The organism is Microbulbifer mixtoriginis (SeqCode) (assembly GCF_052466695.1).
In genome coordinates this window covers 3,366,961-3,392,193 of the sequence record NZ_CP174285.1, presented here as the reverse complement: position 1 = coordinate 3,392,193, position 25,233 = coordinate 3,366,961, and the positions used below count along the sequence as shown (strand labels likewise).

Below are 25,233 nucleotides of genomic sequence, written 5' to 3'. Positions count from 1 at the left end.
TCTTGCCTATATCCCGTACTTTTACTATCGCGCGGGTTTTCCTGCGCCATCGCTTAGATCTGTTATTACCGGCCGAACGCCGCCCCCTGTGGCTGCGCGGATTACTGGCTCCACTCAAACTGTTGCCGCAACCAAAGATGGAGCGCGGCGAGCGACTACGCCGCGCCCTGGAAGAGCTGGGACCGATCTTCGTTAAATTCGGTCAGCTGCTCTCCACTCGCCCGGATTTGTTGCCGCCAGATGTGGTTGAGCAGCTCGACTACCTACAGGACAAAGTACCGCCCTTCCCCAGTGATCAGTGTCGCGCATTGATTGAGGAAGCCCTTGGCGCTAGTGTCGATGAAGTCTTTGCCAGCTTTGAGCACGAGCCCCTAGCGGCAGCTTCGGTGGCACAGGTTCACGCCGCCGTGCTTAACAGCGGCGAGTCAGTCGTGGTCAAGGTGTTGCGCCCGGGCATCGGCGAAGTGATTCAGGAAGATTTGCGCCTGTTGCGGGTGATTGCCCGGGCTATCGAACGCTTCGTGCCAGAGGGCCGCCGTCTGCGCCCGGTGGAAGTGGTGGAAGACTACCGTCATACCATCGAGGGCGAGTTGGATTTAACCCGCGAGGCGGCCAACGGCACCCAGTTGCGGCGTAATTTCACTGATTCCCCACTGCTATATATCCCCCAAGTTTACTGGGATTACACCCGCGAAAACGTGCTGGTGCTGGAGCGTATCAATGGTATTCCTGTCACTGATTTAGCGCAGCTGCGCGAGCAGGATACCAATATGCCGCTGTTGGCCGAGCGCGGCGTGGAGATCTTCTTCAAGCAGGTTTTTGAATACAACTTTTTCCACGCGGATATGCACCCGGGCAATATTTTTGTCTCCCGGGAACACCCGCAGCGTCCGCAGTATATCGCCATCGACACCGCCATTGTCGGCAGCTTGTCGCGAGAAGATCAGTACTACCTGGCGCGCAACCTGCTCGCCATGTTCCGGCGCGATTACCGCATGGTGGCGGAGCTGCACGTACAGAGTGGCTGGGTTCGTGCGGATACCCCTGTAAACGCCTTCGAGGCGGCAATCCGCGCCGTGTGCGAGCCGATCTTTGAGAAACCGCTGGGGGAGATTTCCTTTGCGCGGGTATTGATCAGCCTGTTCCAGACTGCGCGACGCTTCGATATGGCGGTGCAGCCACAGTTGGTGTTATTGCAGAAGACCCTGTTGAATATCGAGGGTTTGGGACGCCAGCTTTATCCGGAATTGGATCTGTGGAAGACTGCTCATCCATTTTTGGAGCGTTGGATGCGTGAACGCATCCACCCCAAAACACTGGTGGGTGAAATCAAGCGCTACGGTCCCGAGTGGCTGGAGAAGTTTCCACAGATGCCGCAATTGGTCTATTCAGCCCTTGAGCAGTCGCGGGAATTGGCGCCACAACTGGAAAATATCGGTGAAAAACTGGCGAGCAGTCAGCGCCGTGGGCGCTGGCAGTATTTGCGTCGGCTCGGCGGTGTACTGCTCGCGGCAGGTGCCCTGGCCTTAAGCCGGCCGCAGTGGCTGGAGCAGTTGCCACCCTCTGGTTGGGTATTGGGCATCGCAGCCCTGATTTTACTGCTCTGGCCCTAATGACACTGGCGGCAGTATTTTGCCGGCGTCGCGCCGGCCTACACTTGGAATTCTGATGGAAGAGACATTGACCCAAGCTGTGCCAACAAGCGGCTTTATTGATCAGGTCAGCTGGAACAGCGATGGCCTGGTACCCGCCATTGCCCAGGATTTTAAAAGCGGTCGCGTGCTGATGATGGCGTGGATGAATCGCGAGTCTCTGGCACTGACCGCTAGCGAGGGCTATGCGGTCTACTGGTCGCGTTCGCGCAAGGGCCTGTGGCGCAAAGGGGAGTCATCCGGCTTCCTACAGAAAATACGCGAGATTCGCCTCGACTGTGACGGTGACACCGTGCTGTTAATGGTTGAGCAAGAGGGCGGAATTGCTTGCCATACGGGCCGTAGTAGCTGTTTTTACAATCTCTTGCAGGACGGTGAATGGCGCGTTAGCCAACCGGTATTGCAAGACCCCAAAGCCATCTACAAGTGAGCCCGGAAATGAGTGATCTGCTGCAACAACTCGATGCGGTACTAGAGAGCCGCAAGTGCGCAGAGGATGCCGATAAATCCTATGTGGCTAGCCTGCATAGGAAGGGGCTCAACAAAATACTGGAAAAGGTGGGCGAGGAAGCCACCGAAACAATTCTCGCCGCCAAAGATGCGCAGGCCAGTGGCGACAACCGGGATATGATCGCCGAGACGGCGGATCTCTGGTTTCACTCATTAGTGATGCTTTCGCACCTGGGAGCGGACTCCCAGGATGTAGTGCGTGAACTGGGTCGACGCTTTGGCCTCTCTGGCCTGGAGGAAAAGGCATCCCGCAGTAAAGAGGGATAAGAATTCAGTTGGAAGGACTGGCGTAACAGTCCTCTGATAATTTGTGGTTTTACCCATGGTGGCCAATGGCAATGCAAATCGGCTGCCGTATTAAATGACATGGAGACAATTATGGGATTCGGTGGAATTAGCATCTGGCAGCTGTTGATTATCTTGGTCATTGTCCTGCTGCTTTTCGGAACCAAGCGCTTGAAAAACCTCGGTGGTGATCTGGGCGGTGCACTGAAAGGCTTCCGCAAAGCGGTGAAGGACGATGATAAAGATGAGGACAAAGATAAAGACAAAGACCCTGAGCGTCTTCAGCACGATGAGGAAGAAAAGCCGCAACAGGGCAGCACCTCGAAAGAAAAAGACAAGCAGTCCCAGGACAAATAATTCGGCACTGTTAACGCGAGTAATGCCCCGTGTTTGATATTGGCTTTTTTGAACTACTACTGGTCGCGGTAGTGGCACTGCTTGTGGTGGGCCCGGAGCGCCTGCCCGATGCCATCCGCACGACAGCGCGCTGGTGGTCTGGCCTGAAGCGAACCTTGCAAGGTGCGCGTGAGGAACTGGAACGGGAAGTCGGTGCCGACGATATCCGCCGAGAACTGCACAATGAGCGCATCCTCAAGGAGATCGAGGAGAGTCGCCGGGAAATGGAGCGTACCTTTAGTGAGGCTAACCGCGAGGTGAATGAATCCCTGCAGCAGCAGGAGGAGCCACAGCCCAGCGAGTCGGCCAAACTTAAGGAAAAAGCTCCAGCCAAAGTGCCCCAGGAGCCCGAACATCCGCGCGCGGAAAAAGAAGACTATTTACCGGAGCAGGATGAAACCGTTGAAGAGTTGCAGGACCCGGAATACCCGGAGCACTGGCACGATTTAGGTGATCCCGAACTGAATCCGGAGCACCCGGAAAATACGCCTAAAGACCTAGAAAAAGAATCGCAACAGGAAAAAGACAAGCAACCATGAGCGATCAATCACAAGACAGCCATCAGCCCTTTATCGATCACTTGATCGAGCTGCGGGATCGGCTGCTGCGCACGTTACTGGTTGTAGTGGTTTTGTTCGCCTGCCTGGTACCCTTTGCCGCGGATATCTACAACTTTATTGCCAATCCGCTACAGGAACGTTTGGTCGGCGATGCAGGCATGATTGCCACAGAGGTGACCTCCACCTTTCTTACGCCATTTAAGACCACCTTTATTGTATCGTTTTTCATCGCCATTCCCTTTGTGCTCTATCAGGCCTGGGCTTTTATAGCTCCCGGTCTTTATAAAAATGAAAAACGTATTGCGATTCCAATCTTGGTCACCAGCGTATTTTTGTTTTACGCCGGTGTGGCCTTTGCCTATTTTGTAGTGTTTCCTATTTTATTTGATTTCTTTGTTGGCTCGGCCCACGCAGATATCAAAGTTATGCCGGATATGCGCAGCTATCTGGATTTGGTATTGAAGTTATTTTTTGCCTTCGGCTTCGCTTTCGAGATCCCTATCGCCACGGTGTTATTGATTTGGAGTGGCGCAGTGGATGCCAAAACCCTGGGGAGTAAACGTCCCTATGTGATTGTGGGCTGCTTCCTAATCGGTATGTTGCTCACCCCACCGGATGTTATCTCCCAATCCCTACTGGCCGTACCCATGTGGTTGCTGTTTGAGGTGGGAATCTTGTTTGGTCGCTGGATTACATCGCGCCGGTCGAAAGAGCAAGCCGAGCAGTCTTGATTTGCGGATTTTTAAAAATTACATTTCCGCCATCAGTTAAACGGCTCGAAGTAGTTTTTCAAATCAACATTTTGCTTGCGCAATAAAATGCCCCGACTGCTTTCGCAGCCGGGGCAGTCGCCCTGTTGTTTTACCTGCCCTAACCAAAATCCAACGCCGTGCTCTCAAACAGAGCTGGTTGTGGATAGACAGTCTGCGTTCCATGCAATAAAAAGCCGAACGATATTGGTTTTTGCGCCACTACTGGCAAGCCCCCATCGCAACAAAAACCAAACGGTCAGCTGAGGAAATTAGCGATTAAGATCCGAAACTCCTGTTTCTTAAAATAACCGCCTGCGCCGCAAAAAACTTGCGGCAATGGTACTACCCTGAGACCCCAGGTATTAGCGAGATGCAGCCGCCGTTTTATTGACACGGGTGGCTGCAGCGCGCTCTTTCTTTTCCTGCTCCGCTACTGCTTTTTCCACATTGTTGCTAACCAGTCGATAAAAATAGAATGCCATCAGGAATATAAACCCGATTACGGCCAGACTGAGCAAGCCGGAAAAGCTGGTAAATAGATCAATTAAGGCATCCATCTTTCTCTCCAGTACGCCAATGCTTCAGTTATGCAGTGTATGGAGTAGTGCTACAAACCTCTTGACCTAAATCAACTGGGCTTGAGTTACTGGAGAAGAGAAGGATCGGAGGTCTCTGGCTGGGCGTATATAAGCGGATACCAAGTGCAGGTGTTCTTAGGGGGCTACTTTTCCTAAAGGAGAAGGTGCAGTACTGCGACTGACCAGTATTTTACCTGATAGAGTTAGCTAGGTTCATATATGCGCTTTAGAGCATAGGGAATTTTTTCATCAATGCAGCACAAAACTTAATAGCAGGCAGGCAAGTGCTGCGCCCCATAAAAGATATAACTCCTGCTCCTGGCGCCAGCGAGGGAGAAGCAGCATAAGTGCCAAGGGAGGTATAAAAAGAGCGAGGAATCCGGCTATAGTGCTGTCGTCAAAGCACACTTTCACTAATCGCAGCCATGCAATGGCGGCAAAAGCCAGGGCAAATACTGTCAGAACCGCGCTAACTGGCATCATGCTATAACCCTTAGAGGCTATTGAAGGGAAAGAAAAGGCCCTGGCAAGATCACATTAAAATGACAATAGGAAAGGAAGTGTATAGCAGATTGCTTATCACGGGCCTGCCAAAAAAATGGCTTAATTTGCGCTTATGGCTGCTTATCATCCCACTGTATTTGGCGGGCTGTGAAACCGTCGGGTATTATGCCCAAGCAGCTTCCGGCCAGTGGCGTATTTTGTCTGGGCGTCAGCCGATAGAAAAAGTCATTAATGAACCGGGTACCAGTGAGCAATTACAACAGCAGCTACAACTGGTATTGCAGATTCGTGCCTATGCAGCTGAAGTTTTGCAACTGCCGGTAGGTGATGCCTATAACGCTTATGTACAGTTAGATGACACCTACCCGATTTGGAATGTCCTGGCAGCGCCAGAGTTTTCCCTTGAGCCTAAGCGCTGGTGTTACCCTATCGCCGGCTGCGCCAGCTACCGAGGTTATTTTCGCAAGTCTGCGGCAGAGGCAAAAGCGAATCAACTGCGTGGACAGGGCTATGATGTATATCTGGGCGCGGTGCCCGCTTACAGCACCCTCGGTTGGTTTAACGACCCAATATTATCCAGTTTTGTTAATTGGCCTCAGGAACGCCTAGCCGGTCTTTTATTTCATGAGCTGGCCCATAGAAGGGTTTATATCTCCGGTGATACCCAGTTCAACGAGAGCTTTGCCACCGCCGTCTCAGAAATTGCCCTACCCGGCTGGCTCAGCAGTCAGGGCCTGGTCAGCTCCGCAGATCAAGCCCGCGCAGAAACCTTGTCTGTGCGTCAATTGATGGCAGCCGCACGCAGCCAATTACAAACAGTCTATCAATCTTCACAGCCAGATGATTTAAAGCGCGAACAAAAAGCCCGTGTTTTATTTCGATTACGTCAATGCTATAGAAAGCTATCTGCAAACTGGCCCAATCCAACTCGCTACCAGAGCTACATAGAAAAAACGAATAATGCCACCCTGGCTCTAGCCGCCGAATATGAATCCCAGGTGCCTGCCTTTAAGCAGCTTTATTTGGATAGTGGTAGTTGGGAGGCTTTTTATAATGCTGCGCAAAGGTTGGGAGATTTAGGTAAAGTTAATCGCGAAGAACGTTTACGCCAGTTGGGGGATGAATATCGCCAGTCAAACTCAGAGATAAAGCAAGGAGGGCTAGATGAAATGAGTTGCATTTTACGTAATTAATATAAAAATCTCGTAGACGCCCCTTTCTTGACAAAGGATTTTTATTGGGAATTTTTTCTAACCATAAGAAGGATCAAACCTGATCCTATCATTATCAACAAGCCATGTTCAGACATTTATTTGCATTGTGTGACAGCTAGTTAGTGTAATTTCAAAATTTCATATCTTAATTTTTCTGGCCTGGCTCTGCTTGTTTCTTTATAGTCCCGTCCCTCAGAATTCCATCCAGTATGAATGAGTAGAATGATGTACCCTAAATTCTTATCCAATTTTCTAATAATTGGTTGCTTGTTACTTCTATCAGCTTGTAGCAGCGATGATAAAGACAAGAATAATGAGCTTCCCGAGAAAACGGTTAGCTTGACGATTGAAGGATATGTGGAAACTACGAGCTTTACCCATGCTGAGGTGAGGTTACAGGTAGCTGATACTGAATTTTATGGAGAGGTAGATGCGTTAGGGAATTACTCTATCGATATAGATATCCCTGAATCTCAGATTGATAGCTTTGTAAGAGCTGAAGCCATTTTTCCTGCCGAAAGTAGTATAAGACTTGTGAGTCTACTTGGCTCTGTAAGAACTTTGCTAGAGAAATCTGGTGAAGACGGAGTTCTAGTACGTACTGAATTACTTGATGTAAATATTACCTCTCTTTCAACTGCTCTCTCAGCAGTTATAGAAACTACAAATGATGGCCCAGTTATATCTCAATCTCAATATGAGTTGGCTTATCACAAGATAGATGCCTCTGTAGTATTTGCTATTGCCACATCTTTAAAGATGTTAATTAATGATTCACCTTATTTAGTTGAAAATGGTCTTGGCCTACCTGAGAAATTCATTGATATTTATGAATTAGCCACAAATTATAACGAAATATCTCTTTATGTTGCTAAAGTCACAGATAGTGTTTTTGATCTATTTGTGGAAACAAAAAAGGAAATTGTTAGGGAGGAAGGGATTCTCGCTTCCTCACCATCTAAATTTTCTTTTATCGCTGATTCATATTATCTACCTTCAAAGGGGGTAAGATTAATTCTAAGGGATGATGGCACAGGTGAAATTAATAGTTTAGTGGATAGCGTAGATATTACTTGGGTGCAAACTAATAACGCTATTATTATAGATGGAGCAGATCTAGTAATAAGTTCTAATTACAATGAATTTGATTCATCCTACGAAGAAACACACTATAAAATTAATAAAATAAATTGGCTTTCTGAAGGCTCAAATCACGACTTGATTGTTATCGATGCGCAGGAGTATGAGCATTCTCAAAATGAAGAATATAAGAATTCAGTATTTGGAGATAGAACAGATTTGGCAATTGCACTTCGATCATCTGGAATGCTTCCTGTATCTGATAAAATTGAGTTAGGGAAGTTGTATAGCCTTCCTATAGTGACTACACCAAGTGAAATTATTAATCCTATAGTTGAAATAACTTCAAAATATACCGTAAAAGTCTTAGATATGCGCTTTCATGGAAGTTATGAAAGTGGTGGTATTGTTGATATTACCTTCCCAGAAATTAATGAAAGTGGTGAATTGCTTGAGTTTGAGAGATCTGGAGTTTGGTATTTAGATTATGATGACAAAATCGTGGTGGAAATGCCAAATGGAGTTAAGTTAATTTATTGTTTTTTAAATTATGAATACAAAGATCTAGACTGGGTATTTGTACTTGAGGACTTTGAAGGAAAAAAAACAGCAAGATTTTACACGAGTTTCGTTCAGAATTTAAAGGGTTGGGAAGAGACAGAGATTTCAGGTCTTTACCAGTTGACAGATCCAAAATACAGTTTCTGGTGGCCGCTGGATCACTATTGGGTTGAATTAAAAACTGATGGGGCTGTAATGATGATAAGTGCTTACGACTCAGATTTAAGTGGAAGCCTAGAGGATGATGAGATTAGTATTCGTCATGGACTGTGGAAACTTAATAGTAAAAATAATATAGAAATTAGGCAGTACTCTGATCAATCATATAAAGATTGTGACCCATTGTCTTGGAATCCACCTATGAATTCTGATTGTCAGCTACATCTGGTACGTAATTGGGAAATATTCAGTGTTGTCGACGACCAAACTCTTCATGTTAAAAGTAACTTTCAGTTTTTTTCTAATACTGAAGGGGAAAATGTTCCAAGTGATTCGAATGGTGGTAGGCTTAATTTGGAATCAACTTTAATCTACCACTCGGTAGTGAAAAAATTATCTGAAAGACCAATCAATATTCCTTATCAATAGCTTATATTTTCTATAAGCTTTAATTTTCGATAGTAAGTGTTATTAGGAAAGAGAGAGGTCAGTTGCTGGTTTCAGCGCCTCTCCTTACCAGGTGAAAATATCGACAGGTTACTACCAGTCAGGTGAGAAAGGTACGATACTAACTCTATAAGCTAAAAAATGGCTGTTGTCTGGCTGTAACTGTAGACTTTCTGGAGAGAGGCTGAATGGCGGTTAGCTAAAAATTGCGGCGAAATCTTGGACCAGAAGATAGCCTTATGGTTAAATTCTAAAGTGCCAAAACCTTAAGTTTAACCACACTTTATAATAATGACCGACAAAAAATATTAGGAAATCTATGATTTGACTCTAAAGAAGAGGAGTCGATTGAAAGTGAAGAGTAATTTAAATAGACACATAGGGTTATTGTTGAGTTACAAGAACACTCTGTGAGCAGATTTATAAGTGCTATAGATTTAATTTTTACATGCTCAAACAGCTTCTCTCAAAAGTCTTCCCTAAAGGGCCCTGACATTTACAGTATGAAGGTTGAGATTTGTCAATTTGCATTCTGTCGACTGAAGCCGGTTAAGTTATAACTGGTACGAGAGATATACAGTTGTACTTATAATAAGGTGAAGAAGTGATCTATTTTCAGTGTAAGAGTATAATAATTATGCTTTGAAACCAAAATATATGAATAGACGCCAAATGAAAAATAATAGAGTGTTTTTCACTCTATTATTTTCCCAACTTGCTTGCCACATCCAACATCCGATTCGCAAACCCCCACTCATTATCAAACCAAATCAATATCTTTACTAATTTTCCGCCGGCAACCCGTGTTTGACTGGCATCAATAATTCCCGAGCGCGGGTCGTGATTAAAGTCGCAGGAGGCGAGGGGTTCTTCGGTGAAGCCGAGTACGCCTTTAAACTCGGTCGCAGCTGTGGATTTTAGTAAAGCGTTGATCTCACTTTGACTTACGTCTTTTTGCAATTGAACCGATAGATCAATAGCGGAGACATTGACCGTGGGTACGCGCATAGCCTGGGCTTCGAACTTTCCAAATAAGTGCGGCAATATGCGCTCGATGCCGCGGGCGAGTGCGGTGTCGACGGGAATAATTGAGGTAACGGCGGAGCGTGTTTTTCTTAAATCGGTGTGGTGATAGGCATCGCTTACCGGCTGATCGTTCATGGCGGAGTGGATGGTGGTCAGCACGCCCGCTTCTATACCAAACGCCTTGTCGAGCGCTGCGATTACCGGCACGCTGCAATTGGTGGTGCAGGAGGCGGCAGAAATAATAGTTTCATTGCCGTTCAGGGTGTGATCGTTAACCCCATAAACAATGGTGGCATCCACATCGCGACTGGCGGGCTGGGAGAATAAAACTTTCTTTGCCCCTGCGGCCAGGTGCAGTTCGGCACAGCGCCGCTCTTTAAAACTACCGGTGCATTCAAGCACGATATCGATATTTTCTTCGCGCCAATTCAGGTCTTCCAAACGCTCGAAATGCGTAACTGCAATGGAATCGCCATTAACTGTTAGTGTGTCATTTTTCACTGAGACATCACCGGCGAAGCGACCGTGTACCGAATCGTACTTGGTAAGGTGGCCGATGGTAGCGCAGTCTGCCAGCTCGTTGATGGCGACAATCTGTAGGGTATCGCGGGCGCCGGATTCGTACAGAGCGCGCAGAACGGAGCGGCCGATACGGCCATAGCCATTAATGGCGAGTCGGGTGGTCATAGCGGTACATGCCGGATAGGAATTGAAGGCGTAGCCGAGACGCCCCTCGCGATATTGTGTGCAAGGGGCGCCCGGCTAGAGTGCTGAAATTAGTTCAGCACTTTCTCGATGGTTTCCACCACATTTTCCACGGTGAAACCAAAGTGGTGCATCAGCTCGCCGCCGGGGGCGGACTCACCGAAGCTGCTCATGCCGATAATGGCGCCGTCAAAGCCGACAAACTTATACCAGTAATCCTGGTGGCTGGCCTCTACGGCCACGCGTGCGCGCACGGCGGAGGGCAGTACCGATTCGCGGTAGGACTCGTCCTGCTCCATAAAGGCCTCGGCGCAGGGCATGGAAACCACACGCACCTTCTTGCCCGCGAGCTTCTCTTGGGCGGCCATGGCCAGTTCCACCTCAGAGCCGGTGGCGATAATGATCGCTTCCGGGGTGCCGTCGCAGTCGGACAGTACATAGCCGCCCTTCTCTACCTGGGCCAGCTGTGCGGCATTGCGCGGTTGCGGCGCCAGGCCCTGACGGCTGAACACCAGGGTGCTGGGGCCATTTTTACGTGCGATAGCCATTTTCCAGCTCACTGCGGATTCGGTGGCATCGCAGGGGCGCCAGGTGTGTAGATTGGGGGTAGAGCGCAAAGCACTCAGCTGCTCAACCGGCTGATGAGTGGGTCCATCTTCACCAAGGCCAATGGAGTCGTGGGTGTAGACAAAGATCACGCGCTGCTTCATCAGTGCGGCCATGCGCACGGCGTTGCGAGCGTATTCCATAAACATCAGGAAAGTGGCGCCATAGGGGACGAAACCGCCGTGCAGGGCGATGCCGTTCATCATGGCGCTCATGCCGAACTCACGCACGCCGTAGTAGACGTAGTTGCCGGAGGCATCTTCTGCGCTGACGCCCTTGGAGCCGGACCAGATGGTGAGGTTGGAGCCGGCCAGGTCGGCGGAACCACCGAGGAATTCAGGCAGCAGCGGACCGTAGGCGTTCAGTGCATTCTGGCTCGCCTTGCGCGAGGCGATTTTCTGCGCATCGTCCTGGCACTGCTGAATATAGTCATCGGCCTTTGCAAAAAAGTCTGCGGGCAGTTCGCCGCGCATACGGCGCTCGAATTCGGCAGCCAGCTCGGGGAACTCTTCGCGGTAGTCGGCGAAAATGTCTTTCCACTCGTCTTCCTGGGCTTCACCTTTGGGTTTGGCGTCCCAGTCGGCATAGATCTCCGCGGGGATTTCGAAGGGGGCGTGGGCCCAGCCGAGGGTTTCGCGTACCAGGGAGATTTCATCGTCACCCAGAGGTGCGCCATGGCATTCTTCGCGGCCCTGCTTGTTGGGGGAGCCGAAGCCGATCACGGTTTTACAACAAATAATGGTTGGCTTATCGCTGTTGGCGCGGGCCTCTTCGATGGCGGCTTTAATGGCGGTGGCGTCGTGGCCATCCACATTGGGGATTACGTGCCAGCCATAGGATTCAAAGCGCTTGGGCGTGTCGTCGGTAAACCAGCCTTCTACTTCTCCGTCGATGGAAATGCCGTTGTCGTCATAAAAGGCGATTAGTTTGCCCAGGCCCAGGGTGCCGGCCAGGGAGCAGGCCTCGTGGGAAACACCTTCCATCAAACAGCCGTCACCCATAAATACATAGGTGTGGTGGTCGACCAGCTCGTAACCCGGACGGTTGAACTGTGCTGCCAATACTTTTTCAGCCAATGCCATACCAACGGCATTGGTAATACCCTGGCCGAGAGGGCCGGTAGTGGTTTCTACGCCCGGCGCATAACCGTACTCCGGGTGGCCCGGGGTTTTGGAATGCATCTGGCGGAAATTTTTCAGCTCTTCGATCGGCAGGTCGTAACCGGACAGGTGCAGCAGCGAGTACAGCAGCATGGAGCCGTGGCCGTTGGAGAGCACAAAGCGGTCGCGGTCGGCCCACTCGGGGTTGGCTGGATTGTGCTTCAGGTAGTCATTCCACAGCACTTCGGCGATATCCGCCATACCCATAGGCGCACCGGGGTGGCCGCTGTTGGCTTTCTGGACGGCGTCCATAGACAGGGCGCGAATAGCATTGGCCTTGTCTGTGCGAGAGGGAGTAGAAGACATAGGAAGAACTCTCTGATTTTCGGATGGCCGCGGGGTGCTCTACAGGCGCTTCCCGCAGCGACAAAATGGGGGCGTATTTTCCCGTAAAGGTGCGTCTCACGCAAAGGCTTGCGGAGGGAAATTGCTATTAAGTGAAGCAACAATTGCCCAGGTTTATGTGCAGATGGTGGCCATAAGCACCTACATCAAAATAATTTTATGAAGCTATATCAAAGTTCTTTGATATAGGGTGGTGTGCCTGATAGACTCGTCCGCATGTCTGAAATCCAGCCCATTTCTCAATCCGGCACCGGCGCGGAAATTCCCCAACTGGCGGCGACCCTAAAAGCTGCGGGGGATCCCCTGCGTCTGGAGATTTTGCGCCTGCTTAGCCAGGACTCCTACAGCGTGCTGGAACTCTGCCGAATTTTTGATCTGCGCCAACCGGCCCTGAGTCACCACCTTAAGGTGCTTGCCCAAGCGGGGTTGGTGAGCAAGCGCCGCGAGGGCAACAACCTCTTTTACCGGCGCACAGGCAGCACACCGCTGCTCGCACAGCTGTTCGCGAACCTGGACCAGTTGTCGTTATCAGACGCGCGGGCTCAATCGGTGGCGCGTATCTCGGAGGAGCGCGCCGAAGCCTCGCGTCGCTTCTTTGCGGACTACGGCAATCGCTTTCGCGAGCAGCAGGAGTTGATCGCCAGTTACAGCGTGTATGGCCCGCAGGTGGCACAGCTGCTCAACTCTGGCCGCCATGCCCTTGAAGTGGGGCCCGGCGAGGGGGAGTTCCTACAGGAGTTATCCCTGCGTTTTGCCACAGTCACTGCGCTGGATCTGTCCTCGGCTATGTTGGAGCGCGCGCAGGCATTCGCCGATGAGCAGGGCCTGGCCAATATCGAATTTGTCTGTGGTGACACCCGTGCTGCATCTGCACGTCCAGCCAGTGCGGACAGCATTGTGGTGAATATGGTATTGCACCACACCCCCGACCCCGCACAGATTTTCCAGGACTTACAAGGCGCACTGAAAAGCGGCGGCCAGTTGCTGGTGGCAGAGCTACAGGAGCACGGTCAGGACTGGGCGCGGGAAGCCTGCGGTGATCTATGGCTGGGATTTGCCCCCGAACAGCTGAGCCAGTGGGCACAAACTGCCGGTTTAAGGGACGGCCGCAGTGTCTACAGTGCGCTGCGCAATGGCTTTCAGATTCAGATCAGAGAATTTGTAAAACCCTGACAACTGCAGTCGATTGTCAGGCCCAGAATTTTGCTAACCGCCCGCGGCGGAACACATGGAGACTCTCACATGAGTGAATACAAACTGTTTACCTCGGAATCCGTGTCTGAAGGGCACCCGGATAAAATCGCCGACCAGATTTCCGACGCGGTATTGGATGCTCTGTTGGCTCGTGACAAGCAGGCGCGCGTTGCCTGTGAAACTCTGGTAAAGACCGGTATCGCGGTTATTGCCGGGGAAATCTCCACCTCCGCCTGGGTTGACCTGGAGGAATTGGTGCGCAAGGTGATTACCGATATCGGCTACACCTCCTCCGATGTGGGTTACGACGGGGAAACCTGTGGTGTGATCAACGTTATCGGCAAGCAATCCCTGGATATTGCCCAGGGTGTCGATCGCGCCAAGCCGGAAGATCAGGGTGCTGGCGACCAGGGCCTGATGTTTGGCTACGCCACCAATGAAACACCGACTTTTATGCCGGCGCCTATCTATTATTCCCACCGCTTGGTGGAGCGTCAGGCCGAGGCGCGTAAGTCCGGCCTGCTGCCCTGGTTGCGCCCGGATGCCAAGAGCCAGCTTACTTTCCGCTACGACGACCAGGGCCGTCCCTGCGCTATCGATGCGGTGGTGCTCTCCACCCAGCACAATCCCGATGTGAGCCAGGCCGACCTGCGCGATGCGGTGATGGAGCTGATCGTACACCACACCCTGCCGACAGAGTGGCTACACAAGGACACCAAATTCCATATTAACCCCACCGGTAATTTTGTGATTGGCGGCCCCGTCGGTGACTGTGGCCTGACCGGGCGCAAAATTATTGTGGATACCTACGGCGGTTCCGCGCGTCATGGTGGCGGTGCCTTCTCCGGTAAGGACCCGTCCAAAGTGGACCGCTCTGCGGCCTATGCCGGTCGCTATGTGGCCAAGAATATTGTCGCCGCAGGCCTGGCCAAGCGCTGTGAAATTCAGGTGTCCTATGCCATCGGCGTTGCCGAGCCTACCTCGGTTGCCATCAATACCTTTGGCACAGGCGTGGTTTCCGAAGAGAAACTGGTGGAGCTGGTGCGCGAGAATTTCGATCTGCGCCCCTATGCCATTTCAAAATCCCTCGATCTGCTGCACCCCATGTATCAGCTGACTGCAGCCTACGGCCACTTTGGTCGCGATCCCTTTACCCACACCTATAACTGGGTGGATGGCAACGGCCAAGCGCGCAGTGAAACTTTCACCGCCTTCCCCTGGGAGAAGACTGACAAAGTCGATGCGCTGCGTGCGCAGGCGGGTTTGTAATCTACTGGATAAACGCGGCTCCATAGCGTGAGTCGCTATCAGGGGGCGCTGCGGCGCCTCAGTGAGTGAAAAGAACATTACTGGAACTCAAAAGAATGAATCAAATGAGCACTGAATTTAAAGATTTTAAGATCGCGGATATTTCACTGGCCGAGTGGGGCCGCCGTGAAATCGAAATTGCCGAAGGTGAAATGCCGGCGCTGATGACCCTGCGGGAGAAATACCGCGCGGAACAGCCTCTCGCCGGTGCGCGTATTATGGGCTGTATCCATATGACCATTCAGACCGCAGTACTGATTGAAACTCTGGTTGCCCTGGGTGCTGAAGTGCGCTGGTCTTCCTGTAATATTTTCTCTACTCAGGACCACGCTGCTGCCGCTATCGCCGCACGCGGAATTCCTGTGTTTGCCTGGAAGGGTGAAACGGAGGAAGAGTACGAGTGGTGTTTAGAGCGTACCGTGGGTGCCGATGTTGCCGGCTGGCAGCCGAATATGATTCTCGACGACGGTGGTGACCTCACCGAACTGCTGCACCGTAAATACCCCGCCGTCCTGAACAATTGCCACGGTATCAGTGAAGAAACCACCACCGGCGTACATCGCCTGCAGGACATGTTGCGTGAAGGCACTCTTAGAGTTCCGGCGATCAACGTCAACGACGCCGTAACCAAGAGCAAAAATGACAACAAATACGGTTGTCGTCACAGCCTGAACGATGCAATCAAGCGCGCCACTGATCACCTGCTGGCGGGTAAGAAAGCGCTGGTTATCGGTTACGGTGATGTGGGTAAAGGCTCCGCCGCTTCGCTGCGCCAGGAAGGCATGATCGTAAAGGTTTCTGAAGTGGATCCCATCTGTGCCATGCAGGCCTGTATGGATGGTTTCGAGCTGGTTTCTCCCTATATTAATGGTATTAACACCGGCACCGCCGAAGGCATTAATAAAGAGCTGCTGGCCAATACTGACCTGATTGTCACCACCACCGGCAATGCCAATGTCTGCGATAAGCATATGCTGGCGGCACTGAAGAGCGGCGCTGTAGTTTCCAATATTGGCCACTTCGATAATGAAATCGATACCGCCTTTATGCGTGAGAACTGGGAATGGCAAGAAGTGAAGCCCCAGGTGCATAAAATAGTGCGCAATAGCGAAACCAATGATCACCTGCTGTTGTTGTCCGAAGGCCGTTTGGTAAACCTGGGCAACGCCACTGGTCACCCCAGCCGTATTATGGATGGGTCATTTGCCAACCAGGTTCTCGCGCAAATTCACCTGTTTGAAGAGAAGTTTGCCGACTTGGCCTCCGATCAAAAAGTGTCTGCACTCTATGTCAAGGTACTGCCCAAGCACCTCGATGAGGAAGTCGCGCGCTATATGGTGGAAGGTTTTGATGGAGTAATTACCCGTATGACCGAGGAGCAGGCCAAATACATTGGTGTTTCTGTCGACGGTCCATATAAGCCCGAAAGCTATAAATATTAATACCCTCATAAAAGATGCCGGCTGTGCCGGCATCTGAATTTCGGAGGGCCTGGAAAATATAATGAAAAATCCCATTCGCATCAGTTTCGAATTTTTCCCACCCAAAACCCCCGAAGGCCGCGTCAAGCTGTATAAAACCCGCGAGGCTTTACAGGCGTTTAATCCCGAATTCTTTTCAGTCACCTATGGTGCTGGTGGTACCACGCGTGAAACTACCGCCAATATTGTTACCAATATGCGCAAAGATGGTATTTCCATCGCGCCGCACCTGTCATTTGGCGGAGACAATGAAGAGACTATTCTAGGATTATTAGATATATATAAAGAGGCCGGTGTAAATCGTATTGTGGCCCTGCGCGGGGATATGCCCTCTGGAATGGGTGCGGTGGCGCAACTGGTCTACGCGAATGAGTTGGTGGCTTTTATTCGCCGCCATACTGACGATTATTTCCACCTGGAAGTTGCCGCCTATCCGGAAATTCATCCGGAGTCCAATAGTTATGATGATGATATACGCTATTTAAAAGGAAAGTTTGAGGCGGGAGCGAATAGCGCCCTGACTCAATACTTCTATAACCCGGATTCATATTTTTATTTCATAGATCAGTGTGAGAAAGCCGGTATCGATGCACCGATCTATCCGGGGATTATGCCAATTATTAACTTCGATAATTTAGTGCGTTTTTCGCGTAACTGCGGTGCAGAGATTCCGCGCTGGCTGAAAAAACGTATGGAAAGTTATCGCGACCCGGATGATATCCGTAAGCTGGGTCTCGAAGTAGTTACCGACCTGTGTGAAACCTTATTGGAGGGGGGCGCACCGGGATTACATTTTTATACGATGAATCAGATTGGTGCCTCAGAGAGTATTTTAAAGGGCTTGGGCCTTGAGGCTCGCTAGTCCTCCTTGATATTTTATAGTGCCACCGGGTGTGGGCATTAGTATTTAGCAGGTTGTAAGAGTTAAATAATGCGTAAATATTGCCCACCAACCGAGCCTTTTTTATCGGTCATTTATCAGGATTCCTCCCTTCTAATTTTAAATAAACCCAGCGGTCTCCTCAGTGTGCCAGGTAGAGATCCGGCCCATAAAGATAGTCTGGCAAGCAGGGTACAAAAAAACTACCCGGAAGCACTGATAGTGCACCGCCTGGATATGGATACTTCGGGCCTGTTGGTAATGGCGCGGAGTCCTGAAGTTCACCGCAAACTCAGCACACTCTTCCAAAATCGCAAGGTCGATAAAACCTATATTGCCAGAGTGTGGGGGATACCCACTGCAGACTCAGGTGAGGTGAACCTGCCTCTGATTTGTGACTGGCCAAACAGGCCAAAACAAAAAGTGGATCATGAGGTGGGTAAGCCCTCTCTCACGCGTTGGGAAAAAATATCTAGTACAGCAGACAGCAGCTTACTGCGCCTCTTGCCGGTTACAGGCCGTTCCCATCAGCTGCGGGTGCATATGCAGGCGATGGGACACCCGATATTGGGTGATCCATTCTATGCACATTCAGAAGCCTTAGCTGCGGCCCCGAGATTATTATTGCATGCGAGTGCTTTGGAATTTGTGCATCCGGAGACGCAAGAGCGCCTGAGTGTTACCAGTGAATTACCAGAGGCATTCTCAGCTGAATAATCGTTAATGCTAGTTTTACAACCGGCTTTGATTTTTCATTAAATAAAAAAGGGCGATCACCAGATCGCCCTTTTTGTTGGTCCGCCGTATTATTTTTTATTCTTCATTGCCGCCATTAACAGATCGCCCATGCTGCCACGGCTATTCCCTTGGCTGCCCTTCTGTTGCCGATTGCCCTGCTGCTTGTTATAGCGCTGGGCCTGGCGGTTTTCACGCTGGTCGCCTTTGTTGATACCGCCGCTGCCCTGCTCGCCGGGCTCGTCGGAGAGGCGCATGGAAAGACCGATGCGCTTGCGTGCGACATCCACTTCCATCACTTTTACTTTGACGATATCGCCGGCTTTAACCACCTCGTGGGGATCTTTCACGAACTTTTCTGAAAGCGCGGAGATATGGACCAGTCCGTCCTGGTGCACGCCGATATCCACAAACGCACCGAAGTTGGTGACGTTGGTTACCGTGCCTTCCAACACCATGGCCGGGCGCAGGTCTTTGATTTCCTCAACGCCCTCTTCGAAGCGCGCAGTGCGGAATTCCGGGCGTGGGTCGCGGCCGGGTTTTTCCAGCTCGGCGATGATATCGGTAACGGTGGGCACACCGAATTTTTCATCGGTGTAATCCGCCGGGTTGAGGCGGCGCAGGAAGGCGGAGTCGCCGATCAGGCTATTGATCTCGCGGTCGTTTTTCTCGGCGATGCGTTTCACCACGATATAGGATTCGGGGTGTACGCCGGATTTATCCAGCGGGTTTTCGCCGTTATTAATACGCAGGAAGCCGGCGGCCTGCTCAAAGGCTTTGGGCCCCAGGCGCGGTACTTCCATCAGCTGTTTGCGGTTTTTAAAGGCGCCGTGCTGATCGCGGTAGCTGACGATATTGCTGGCGATGGAGGCAGTCAGGCCGGAAACCTTGGCCAACAACGGCGCTGAGGCAGAGTTCAATTCGGCACCGACACCGTTTACACAGTCCTCTACTACAGCGTCGAGGGAACGCGCCAGCTGAGTCTGTGAAACGTCATGCTGATACTGGCCGACACCAATGGATTTAGGCTCGATTTTTACCAGCTCAGCCAGCGGGTCTTGCAGGCGACGGGCAATAGAGATGGCGCCACGGATGGTGACATCCAGATCGGGAAATTCCCGCGCGGCGAATTCGGAAGCGGAGTACACGGAGGCGCCTGCCTCGTTTACCACCACCTTTTGCGCATTTAATTTGTATTGCTTAATGGTCTCGCCGACAAATTTATCGGTCTCGCGACTGGCTGTGCCGTTGCCGATGGCGATCAAGCCTACATTGTATTTATTGCACAGGGCGGCAATAACCGCGGCGGATTCCTGATGACGGTTTTGCGGCGGATTGGGGAAGATGGCGGTGTGGTCCAGTATCTTGCCGGTGGCATCTACCACTGCAACTTTCACACCGGTACGCAGCCCCGGGTCCAGGCCGATAGTGGCCTTGTGTCCGGCAGGTGCGGCTAACAGCAGATCTTTGAGGTTGCGGGAAAAGACCTTGATGGCTTCCTCTTCCGCCTTCTCGCGCAGCTCACCCAACAGGTCAGTTTCCAACGCGGTAAGCAGCTTGATGCGCCAAGTCCAGCGCACCACTTCGCCGAGCCATTTGTCCGCCGGGCGGCCTTCGTCGCTGATATCGAAATGCCGAGCGATCATAGATTCACAGGGATGACTGGCGGTGGCTGGAGTGCCTTCCTCTTCTGGTAATCCAACACTGATGGCGAGGATGCCCTCGTTGCGGCCGCGGAAAATCGCCAGGGCGCGGTGGGATGGCACCTTGGACCAGTCCTCGGCGTATTCGAAATAGTCGCGGAATTTGGCTCCCTCTTCCTCTTTGCCGTCGAGCAGCTTGGATTTAACCTGGCCATCGCGCTTGAGGAAGTCCCGCAGTTTACCCAGCAGCTCGGCATCTTCGGCAAAGCGTTCCATCAGGATAAATTTGGCCCCGTCTAGGGCGGCCTTGATGTCTTTTACCTGTAAGGAGGCGTCTTCGTGATCGGTGTTGAGGTATTGCTGTGCTTTTGCGGCCGGATCGAGGGATGGATCGTTAATCAGGGCGTCGGCGAGAGGTTCGAGGCCCGCTTCGATGGCGATCTGCCCTTTGGTACGACGTTTGGGTTTGTAGGGCAGGTAGAGATCTTCGAGGCGGTTCTTGGTGTCGGCACCGTTGATTTGCTGCGCTAATTCTGCGGTGAGTTTGCCCTGTTCATCAATACTCTTGAGGATGGCTGCGCGGCGCTCTTCCAGTTCGCGCAGGTAGCGCAGGCGCTCTTCCAGTGTGCGCAGTTGGGTGTCGTCTAAAGCTCCCGTTACTTCTTTCCGGTAGCGGGCAATAAAGGGCACCGTGGCGCCTTCGTCCAGCAGGGATACTGCGGCAGTTACCTGTTGGGAGCGTACGTTGAGTTCTTCTGCGATGCGAGCGTTGATATCCAGCATTTGATGTCTATATCCGTTTTCCGGGGGTTCGTACCTTAAGGAGCGGCGTTTGACCGGGAAATAGCCTATCGGTTTCCTTGGCTTTGCGCGGCCCGTTGTCTCTCCTGCAACGGTAAATTGGGGCGGGCATTATGCGTTACCAGGGGCCAGCGAGGAAGGTTTGCGATAAAGCACAAACTCCTGCGGCGACCTGCATCCGAATCGACTCTTATCGGCGTCGAACTCCAGTAGAATGCGCGCTAATTAAAATTTGACCAGTATCGGTCACAGAATGGGGTAGAGGGTGCCTGTGAAAGTGTCGAGCAAGAACAAGCTTTTATTTACCGTTTTGGCTATCGGGGCGGCAGCCATTACTGCGGTGGTGCTATTGAAGCCCAAGCCGGAAGAAAAACCACCGGAGGCGGTGGTACCGCCGGTGGCGGATGTCCTGTATGCGGAACCGGGGCGCCAGACCCTGTTGGTACCGAGCCAGGGCACCGTGCATGCTCGCCATGAAATTGAGGTGGTGGCCCGTGTCGGCGGTGTGATTGAAGGTGTGGGCGAGTCCTTTGTGCCCGGCGGCTTCTTTGCCGAGGGGGAATCATTGCTGCAGCTCGAGCAAGCCGACTACATCCATAAAGTGACACGTGCCGAATCACAGCTGGCCGATGCCAAGTCCGCCCTGGCTCAAGAGCAGGGTCGCGCCAAGCAGGCCAAGCGCGAGTGGCGCAATCTGGGCAGCGAAGCTGCCAACGCCCTGTTTCTGCGCAAGCCACACCTTGAAGCCGCCGAGGCCGCAGTGGCCGCAGCGCGAGCGGATCGCGACCAAGCCAAACTCGATCTGGCGCGCACCGCAGTGAAAACGCCGTTTGCCGGGCGCGTAGTGGAGACTTATGTCGATCTGGGCCAGTACATCACCCCTGGCACGCCTCTGGCAAAAATCCACAGCACCGGCATCGCCGAAGTGCGCCTGCCTCTGACCGATCAACAGCTGGCACTGCTCGATCTGCCTCTGGGTAAATCCTTCGAACATGGCCCCGAAGTACGCCTGCGGGCGATGGTAGCTGGGCTTGAGCGCGAGTGGCGTGCCCAGCTGGTGCGCACCGAGGCCAGCATCGATACCAATAGCCGCTTTATTTATGCCGTGGCTCAGGTGCAGAACCCTTATGAGGGTGCTGTTCCCCTGATGAATGGCCTGTTTGTGGAGGCCGATATTGCCGGTCGCACTCTGGATGGCATAGTGGTTTTGCCGCGCCAGGCTTTGCACGAGGGCGACCACTTGCTGGTGTTGGATGAAGAGAGCAAGCTGGTGTTCAAAACTGTGGAGCTGTTGCAGAGCATCGGCGAGCAGGTGTGGTTGCGCGGTGATATCGCCGTTGGTGATCGCGTCGTGGTGTCCAGCCTGGGCTACTCCCGCGAGGGCATGGCACTTACCGCTAATCCTCTCAACGAGAAGCCTGCCGGTCTGATCGATAGTGTTAAGAGCGATGCCGAAGCCGATTCAAGTACCTCCGGTGAGACCGCAGCCACGAATAGCGCTGCCCACGGAGGCCACTGATGAACGGCATTATTTCCTGGTTTGCGCGCAACAGTAAGGCCGCCAACCTGTTGATGATTATGATCATCATCGGCGGCTTCTTCGGAATCAGTGGGATTGATCGCGAGGTCTTTCCAGCGATTCAGCCCGGTATTGTCGAGGTGGAAATCTCCTACCCCGGTGCCGGCCCGGCGGAGGTCGAGCAGCAGGTAACCGTGCGTGTGGAAGAGGCTATCTCTGAGGTGAAGGGCATCAAGGAGGTGAACTCCGCCTCTCGCCGCAGCCACGCCTCTATCGAAGTTCAAGCGGTGGATGGCTACGATGAGTTGCGTCTGCTCAACGATATCAAGGTGCAGGTGGATAGTATTAACACCTTCCCCGAGGGTATTGAGCGCCCGGTGATTCGCCTGCAGGAGTGGGATACTCAGCTGATGATGATCGCCATTGGCGGTCCGGTTTCCGAGCGCCAGCTCAAGGAGACCGCGCTGGACCTGCGCGACAAACTCACCCTGATTCCCGGTGTGCGCCGTGTGGATATCTGGGGCGAGCGCCCGGATGAGCTGTCCATCGAGGTTTCCGAGCTGGACCTGCGCCGCTACAACCTGAGCTTCAACGATGTGGCCAATGCGGTGCGCCGCTCCTCCCTCGATCTGCCCGCGGGTATGGTGCGTTCGGATCGCGGTGATATCCAGGTGCAGACCCGTGGTCAGGCCTACACCGCCGAGGACTTCGAGCGTATTCCGGTAGTCAGCCGTGCCGACGGCTCTGTGCTGCTGCTGCGCGATGTGGCCACCGTGCGCGATGGCTTCGAGGAGTACAACAACGTCATTCTCTTTAACGGCAATCCGGCTATGAACCTGCGTGTGGTTCAGGGCGAGCCGCTGGATGTGGTGGCCACCGCCGAGCGTATCAAGGCGTTTATGGCGGAGGCGCGCACCCAGTTGCCGCCGGGTATGGAGTTCGACGTCTGGTTCGACTTCTCCAAAGCTTTTGAAGGCCGCATGAACCTGTTGACCACCAACGCCTTAAGCGGCTTCGCCATGGTCTTTATCATGCTGATGCTGTTCCTGCGCCCGGCGCTGGCGATGTGGGTAACGGTGGGCATTATTGTGGCCTTCCTCGGTGCTTTCTGGTTGCTGCCGATTACCGGGGTCAGCCTGAATATGCTGTCGCTGTTCGCCTTCCTGCTGATTCTCGGGATTGTGGTGGACGATGCGATTATTGTGGGGGAAGCCGTGCATGCGGCCCACGATCGCGGTGTTACCGGTCTGGCCGCCGCGGAAGAGGGCGTGAAGCAGGTCTCCGCGCCGGTGATCTTCGCCGTGACCTCCACCATGGTGTTCTTTATCCCCATGCTGTTCCTGCCCGGTTATACCGCGCAGATGATGTTGGCACTGCCGGTGGTGGTGCTCTTGTGTCTGGTGTTCTCCCTGGTGGAGTCTCTGCTGATTCTGCCGGCGCACCTGGTGGGTATGAAGCCGGAGCAACCCGCCAAATCCGCCCTGGGTATCAAGTTGCAGAAGCTGCGTGGCCGCTTCGCCGGAGCCATGAAGACCGCCGGTGACAAGTACTATTTGCCGCTGCTCAAGAAGTCCCTTGGCAACAGCCGCACCACGGTGATGGTCTTTTTCATGGCGCTGGTACTTTCCATCAGTGTCTTTACCAGTGGTTATGTAGGTTCTTCCTTCTCGCCACAGGTACCGTCGGATCTGTTGGAATTGCGTGCCAGCATGGCCGATGGCGAGCCTTTCCATGAGGCCGAGCGCGTGATGAATCAGGTGCTGGAGGCCGCAGATAAGCTCGCTACCGATGAGGAGATGCTGAAGCTCAACGACGGCGAGCCCTTCGTAATGAACTCCATGGTGTTCAACTGGCGCGGCAACATCTTTGTGATCTTGCAGCTCACCGACGGAGAGATGCGTGATGTGACTTCCAAAACCCTGTCGTTGCGCTGGCGCGAGCTGATCGGTGAAATGCCGGCCAGTGTTGAAGACCTCAATATTGATGCCACCATCAATGATGGCGGCAACGGTATGAGCCTGAACCTGAGCACCGCTTCGGGGGATATGGACGAATTGCGCGCTGCCGCCGATGCGGTGAAGAAGAAGATGAACGGCTATGCCGGTGTTTACGATGTGCGTGACAATCTCACCAGTGCGCGTCGCGATATCGAAATTCAGCTGAAGCCCCACGCCACTACCATGGGTATCAACCTGGCGGATGTGGCCAGGCAGGTGCGCCAGGGTTTCTATGGCGAAGAGGTACAGCGTATTCCCCGCGGTCGCGAGGACGTTAGGGTGATGGTGCGCTACCCGCAGGAAGAGCGCGCCAGCGAAGAGCAGATGGACCGCGTGCGTATTCGTACGGCGGAGGGAGAAGTGCCCTTCTCTGCGGTGGCCGATGCGGTCTATGTGCCCGGTTACACCACCATCCGCCGCAACAACCGCGAGCGCACCGTGCGCGTGTTTGCCGAGTTGACGCCGAACACCTCCACTGCGCAGGAAATTCTCAAGGATATGCGCGAGACTCTGGTGCCTGAGCTGGAGCGCCAGTTCCCCGGTTTCTCCCTGAGAACTGCCGGTGAAATGCAGGAGGAGGAAGAGTTCAACGGTGCGATCCTGGCGTTCTTCGTGCTGTCTCTGTTCGCCATTTACGCCCTGCTGGCCATTGCTTTCCGCTCTTACTCGCAGCCGCTGTTGATCCTTACCGCAGTACCGTTCGGCTTCTTCGGCGCGGTAGTAGGCCACCTGTTGATGGGCCACGATATCAGCATCATGTCCATGCTCGGCTTCCTCGCCGCAGCGGGGGTTGTGGTGAACGATAACCTGGTATTGATGGATCGCATCAATCAGCTTCGCGCCCAGGGCGTAGCTGTTATGGATGCGGTGGTGCAGGCGGGTCGCGATCGTTTCCGCCCGATTATCCTCACCTCTATCACCACCTTTATCGGGTTGGTGCCGATCATGTTCGAGCGCTCTATCCAGGCGCAGTTCCTGATCCCCATGGTGATCAGCCTCGCCTTCGGCGTCCTGTTTGCCACTGCGGTGACTCTGGTGCTGGTGCCAAACCTGTACAAGGTGATCGAAGTGCTGCGTCCGAAAGGCAAGCGCCATGGCCAAATTGAGACCCCGGTGTCTCTGGAAACGGCCTGAT

At 52.7% G+C, this 25,233-nt stretch carries 20 protein-coding genes; 15 read left to right on the top strand and 5 right to left on the bottom strand.

Features of this window, described 5'->3' with window-relative positions; all coding sequences use genetic code 11:
- Positions 1-2: 2 nt before the first annotated feature.
- From ubiB to tatC, 6 genes are all read left to right on the top strand, one after another.
- Positions 3-1,613 (top strand): ubiquinone biosynthesis regulatory protein kinase UbiB, encoded by a 1,611-nt coding sequence (gene ubiB, locus ACJJI0_RS14690; protein ID WP_444883168.1) that lies wholly within the window; start codon positions 3-5, stop codon positions 1,611-1,613.
- 55 nt (positions 1,614-1,668) lie between these two features.
- Positions 1,669-2,082, top strand: a complete 414-nt coding sequence (gene hisI / locus ACJJI0_RS14685) for a phosphoribosyl-AMP cyclohydrolase (RefSeq protein ID WP_252083831.1) — start codon at positions 1,669-1,671, stop codon at positions 2,080-2,082.
- Between the two features lie 8 nt (positions 2,083-2,090).
- Positions 2,091-2,429, top strand: coding sequence for a phosphoribosyl-ATP diphosphatase (locus tag ACJJI0_RS14680; RefSeq protein WP_252083830.1), 339 nt, complete (start codon positions 2,091-2,093; stop codon positions 2,427-2,429).
- A 111-nt stretch (positions 2,430-2,540) separates the two neighbouring features.
- Entirely contained in the window at positions 2,541-2,804 is a 264-nt protein-coding gene (gene tatA / locus ACJJI0_RS14675; RefSeq protein WP_252083828.1) for a twin-arginine translocase TatA/TatE family subunit, read from the top strand.
- Between the two features lie 29 nt (positions 2,805-2,833).
- A complete protein-coding gene (tatB, locus tag ACJJI0_RS14670) occupies positions 2,834-3,382 on the top strand; it encodes a Sec-independent protein translocase protein TatB (RefSeq protein ID WP_444883167.1) in 549 nt (182 codons plus the stop codon).
- A complete protein-coding gene (gene tatC / locus ACJJI0_RS14665; RefSeq protein ID WP_444883166.1) occupies positions 3,379-4,134 on the top strand; it encodes a twin-arginine translocase subunit TatC in 756 nt (251 codons plus the stop codon). Before tatB ends, tatC begins: the two co-directional genes overlap by 4 nt.
- A 383-nt stretch (positions 4,135-4,517) precedes the next feature.
- On the opposite strand, the gene ACJJI0_RS14660 is transcribed toward tatC, so the two are convergent.
- Both ACJJI0_RS14660 and ACJJI0_RS14655 read right to left on the bottom strand, forming a co-directional pair.
- Positions 4,518-4,712 carry a DUF3149 domain-containing protein gene (locus ACJJI0_RS14660; protein ID WP_252083824.1) on the bottom strand — a complete coding sequence of 65 codons (195 nt, stop codon included), beginning with the start codon at positions 4,710-4,712 and terminating at the stop codon, positions 4,518-4,520.
- Positions 4,713-4,982: 270 nt separating this feature from the next.
- Positions 4,983-5,216: a hypothetical protein gene (locus ACJJI0_RS14655; RefSeq protein WP_152455765.1), complete on the bottom strand. Its 234-nt coding sequence runs from the start codon at positions 5,214-5,216 to the stop codon at positions 4,983-4,985.
- Positions 5,217-5,293: 77 nt separating this feature from the next.
- On the opposite strand from ACJJI0_RS14655, the gene ACJJI0_RS14650 reads away from it, so the two are divergent.
- Together ACJJI0_RS14650 and ACJJI0_RS14645 are read left to right on the top strand one after the other, a co-directional pair.
- Positions 5,294-6,430 (top strand): aminopeptidase, encoded by a 1,137-nt coding sequence (locus ACJJI0_RS14650; RefSeq protein WP_444883165.1) that lies wholly within the window; start codon positions 5,294-5,296, stop codon positions 6,428-6,430.
- Between the two features lie 246 nt (positions 6,431-6,676).
- Complete coding sequence (locus ACJJI0_RS14645; protein WP_444883164.1) at positions 6,677-8,680, top strand: nuclear transport factor 2 family protein; 2,004 nt, start codon at positions 6,677-6,679, stop codon at positions 8,678-8,680.
- A 720-nt stretch (positions 8,681-9,400) separates the two neighbouring features.
- Here ACJJI0_RS14645 and gap read toward each other — a convergent pair.
- Both gap and tkt read right to left on the bottom strand, forming a co-directional pair.
- Positions 9,401-10,411, bottom strand: a complete 1,011-nt coding sequence (gap, locus tag ACJJI0_RS14640) for a type I glyceraldehyde-3-phosphate dehydrogenase (protein ID WP_444883163.1) — start codon at positions 10,409-10,411, stop codon at positions 9,401-9,403.
- An 89-nt stretch (positions 10,412-10,500) separates the two neighbouring features.
- Positions 10,501-12,501: a transketolase gene (gene tkt / locus ACJJI0_RS14635; RefSeq protein WP_444883162.1), complete on the bottom strand. Its 2,001-nt coding sequence runs from the start codon at positions 12,499-12,501 to the stop codon at positions 10,501-10,503.
- A 255-nt stretch (positions 12,502-12,756) separates the two neighbouring features.
- Here tkt and ACJJI0_RS14630 point away from each other — a divergent pair, with 255 nt between their 5' ends.
- The 5 genes from ACJJI0_RS14630 (at position 12,757) to ACJJI0_RS14610 (ending at position 18,120) form a co-directional block, all read left to right on the top strand.
- Positions 12,757-13,713 (top strand): metalloregulator ArsR/SmtB family transcription factor, encoded by a 957-nt coding sequence (locus tag ACJJI0_RS14630; protein ID WP_444883161.1) that lies wholly within the window; start codon positions 12,757-12,759, stop codon positions 13,711-13,713.
- 69 nt (positions 13,714-13,782) lie between these two features.
- A complete protein-coding gene (gene metK, locus ACJJI0_RS14625; protein ID WP_252083816.1) occupies positions 13,783-15,003 on the top strand; it encodes a methionine adenosyltransferase in 1,221 nt (406 codons plus the stop codon).
- Between the two features lie 95 nt (positions 15,004-15,098).
- Positions 15,099-16,484 (top strand): adenosylhomocysteinase, encoded by a 1,386-nt coding sequence (gene ahcY, locus ACJJI0_RS14620; protein WP_252083815.1) that lies wholly within the window; start codon positions 15,099-15,101, stop codon positions 16,482-16,484.
- Between the two features lie 61 nt (positions 16,485-16,545).
- Positions 16,546-17,385, top strand: a complete 840-nt coding sequence (gene metF / locus ACJJI0_RS14615; RefSeq protein WP_444883160.1) for a methylenetetrahydrofolate reductase [NAD(P)H] — start codon at positions 16,546-16,548, stop codon at positions 17,383-17,385.
- Between the two features lie 69 nt (positions 17,386-17,454).
- Positions 17,455-18,120 (top strand): RluA family pseudouridine synthase, encoded by a 666-nt coding sequence (locus ACJJI0_RS14610; protein WP_444883159.1) that lies wholly within the window; start codon positions 17,455-17,457, stop codon positions 18,118-18,120.
- A gap of 89 nt (positions 18,121-18,209) precedes the next feature.
- Here the strand turns inward: ACJJI0_RS14610 and ACJJI0_RS14605 are convergent, their stop codons facing one another.
- Positions 18,210-20,564, bottom strand: a complete 2,355-nt coding sequence (locus ACJJI0_RS14605) for a Tex family protein (protein ID WP_444883158.1) — start codon at positions 20,562-20,564, stop codon at positions 18,210-18,212.
- Between the two features lie 295 nt (positions 20,565-20,859).
- Between ACJJI0_RS14605 and ACJJI0_RS14600 the strand changes: the two genes are divergently transcribed.
- Positions 20,860-22,101, top strand: coding sequence for an efflux RND transporter periplasmic adaptor subunit (locus ACJJI0_RS14600; RefSeq protein ID WP_444883157.1), 1,242 nt, complete (start codon positions 20,860-20,862; stop codon positions 22,099-22,101).
- A complete protein-coding gene (locus tag ACJJI0_RS14595; protein WP_444883156.1) occupies positions 22,101-25,232 on the top strand; it encodes an efflux RND transporter permease subunit in 3,132 nt (1,043 codons plus the stop codon). The genes ACJJI0_RS14600 and ACJJI0_RS14595 overlap by 1 nt, the downstream gene beginning before the upstream one ends.
- The last annotated feature ends 1 nt before the right edge of the window (position 25,233 follow it).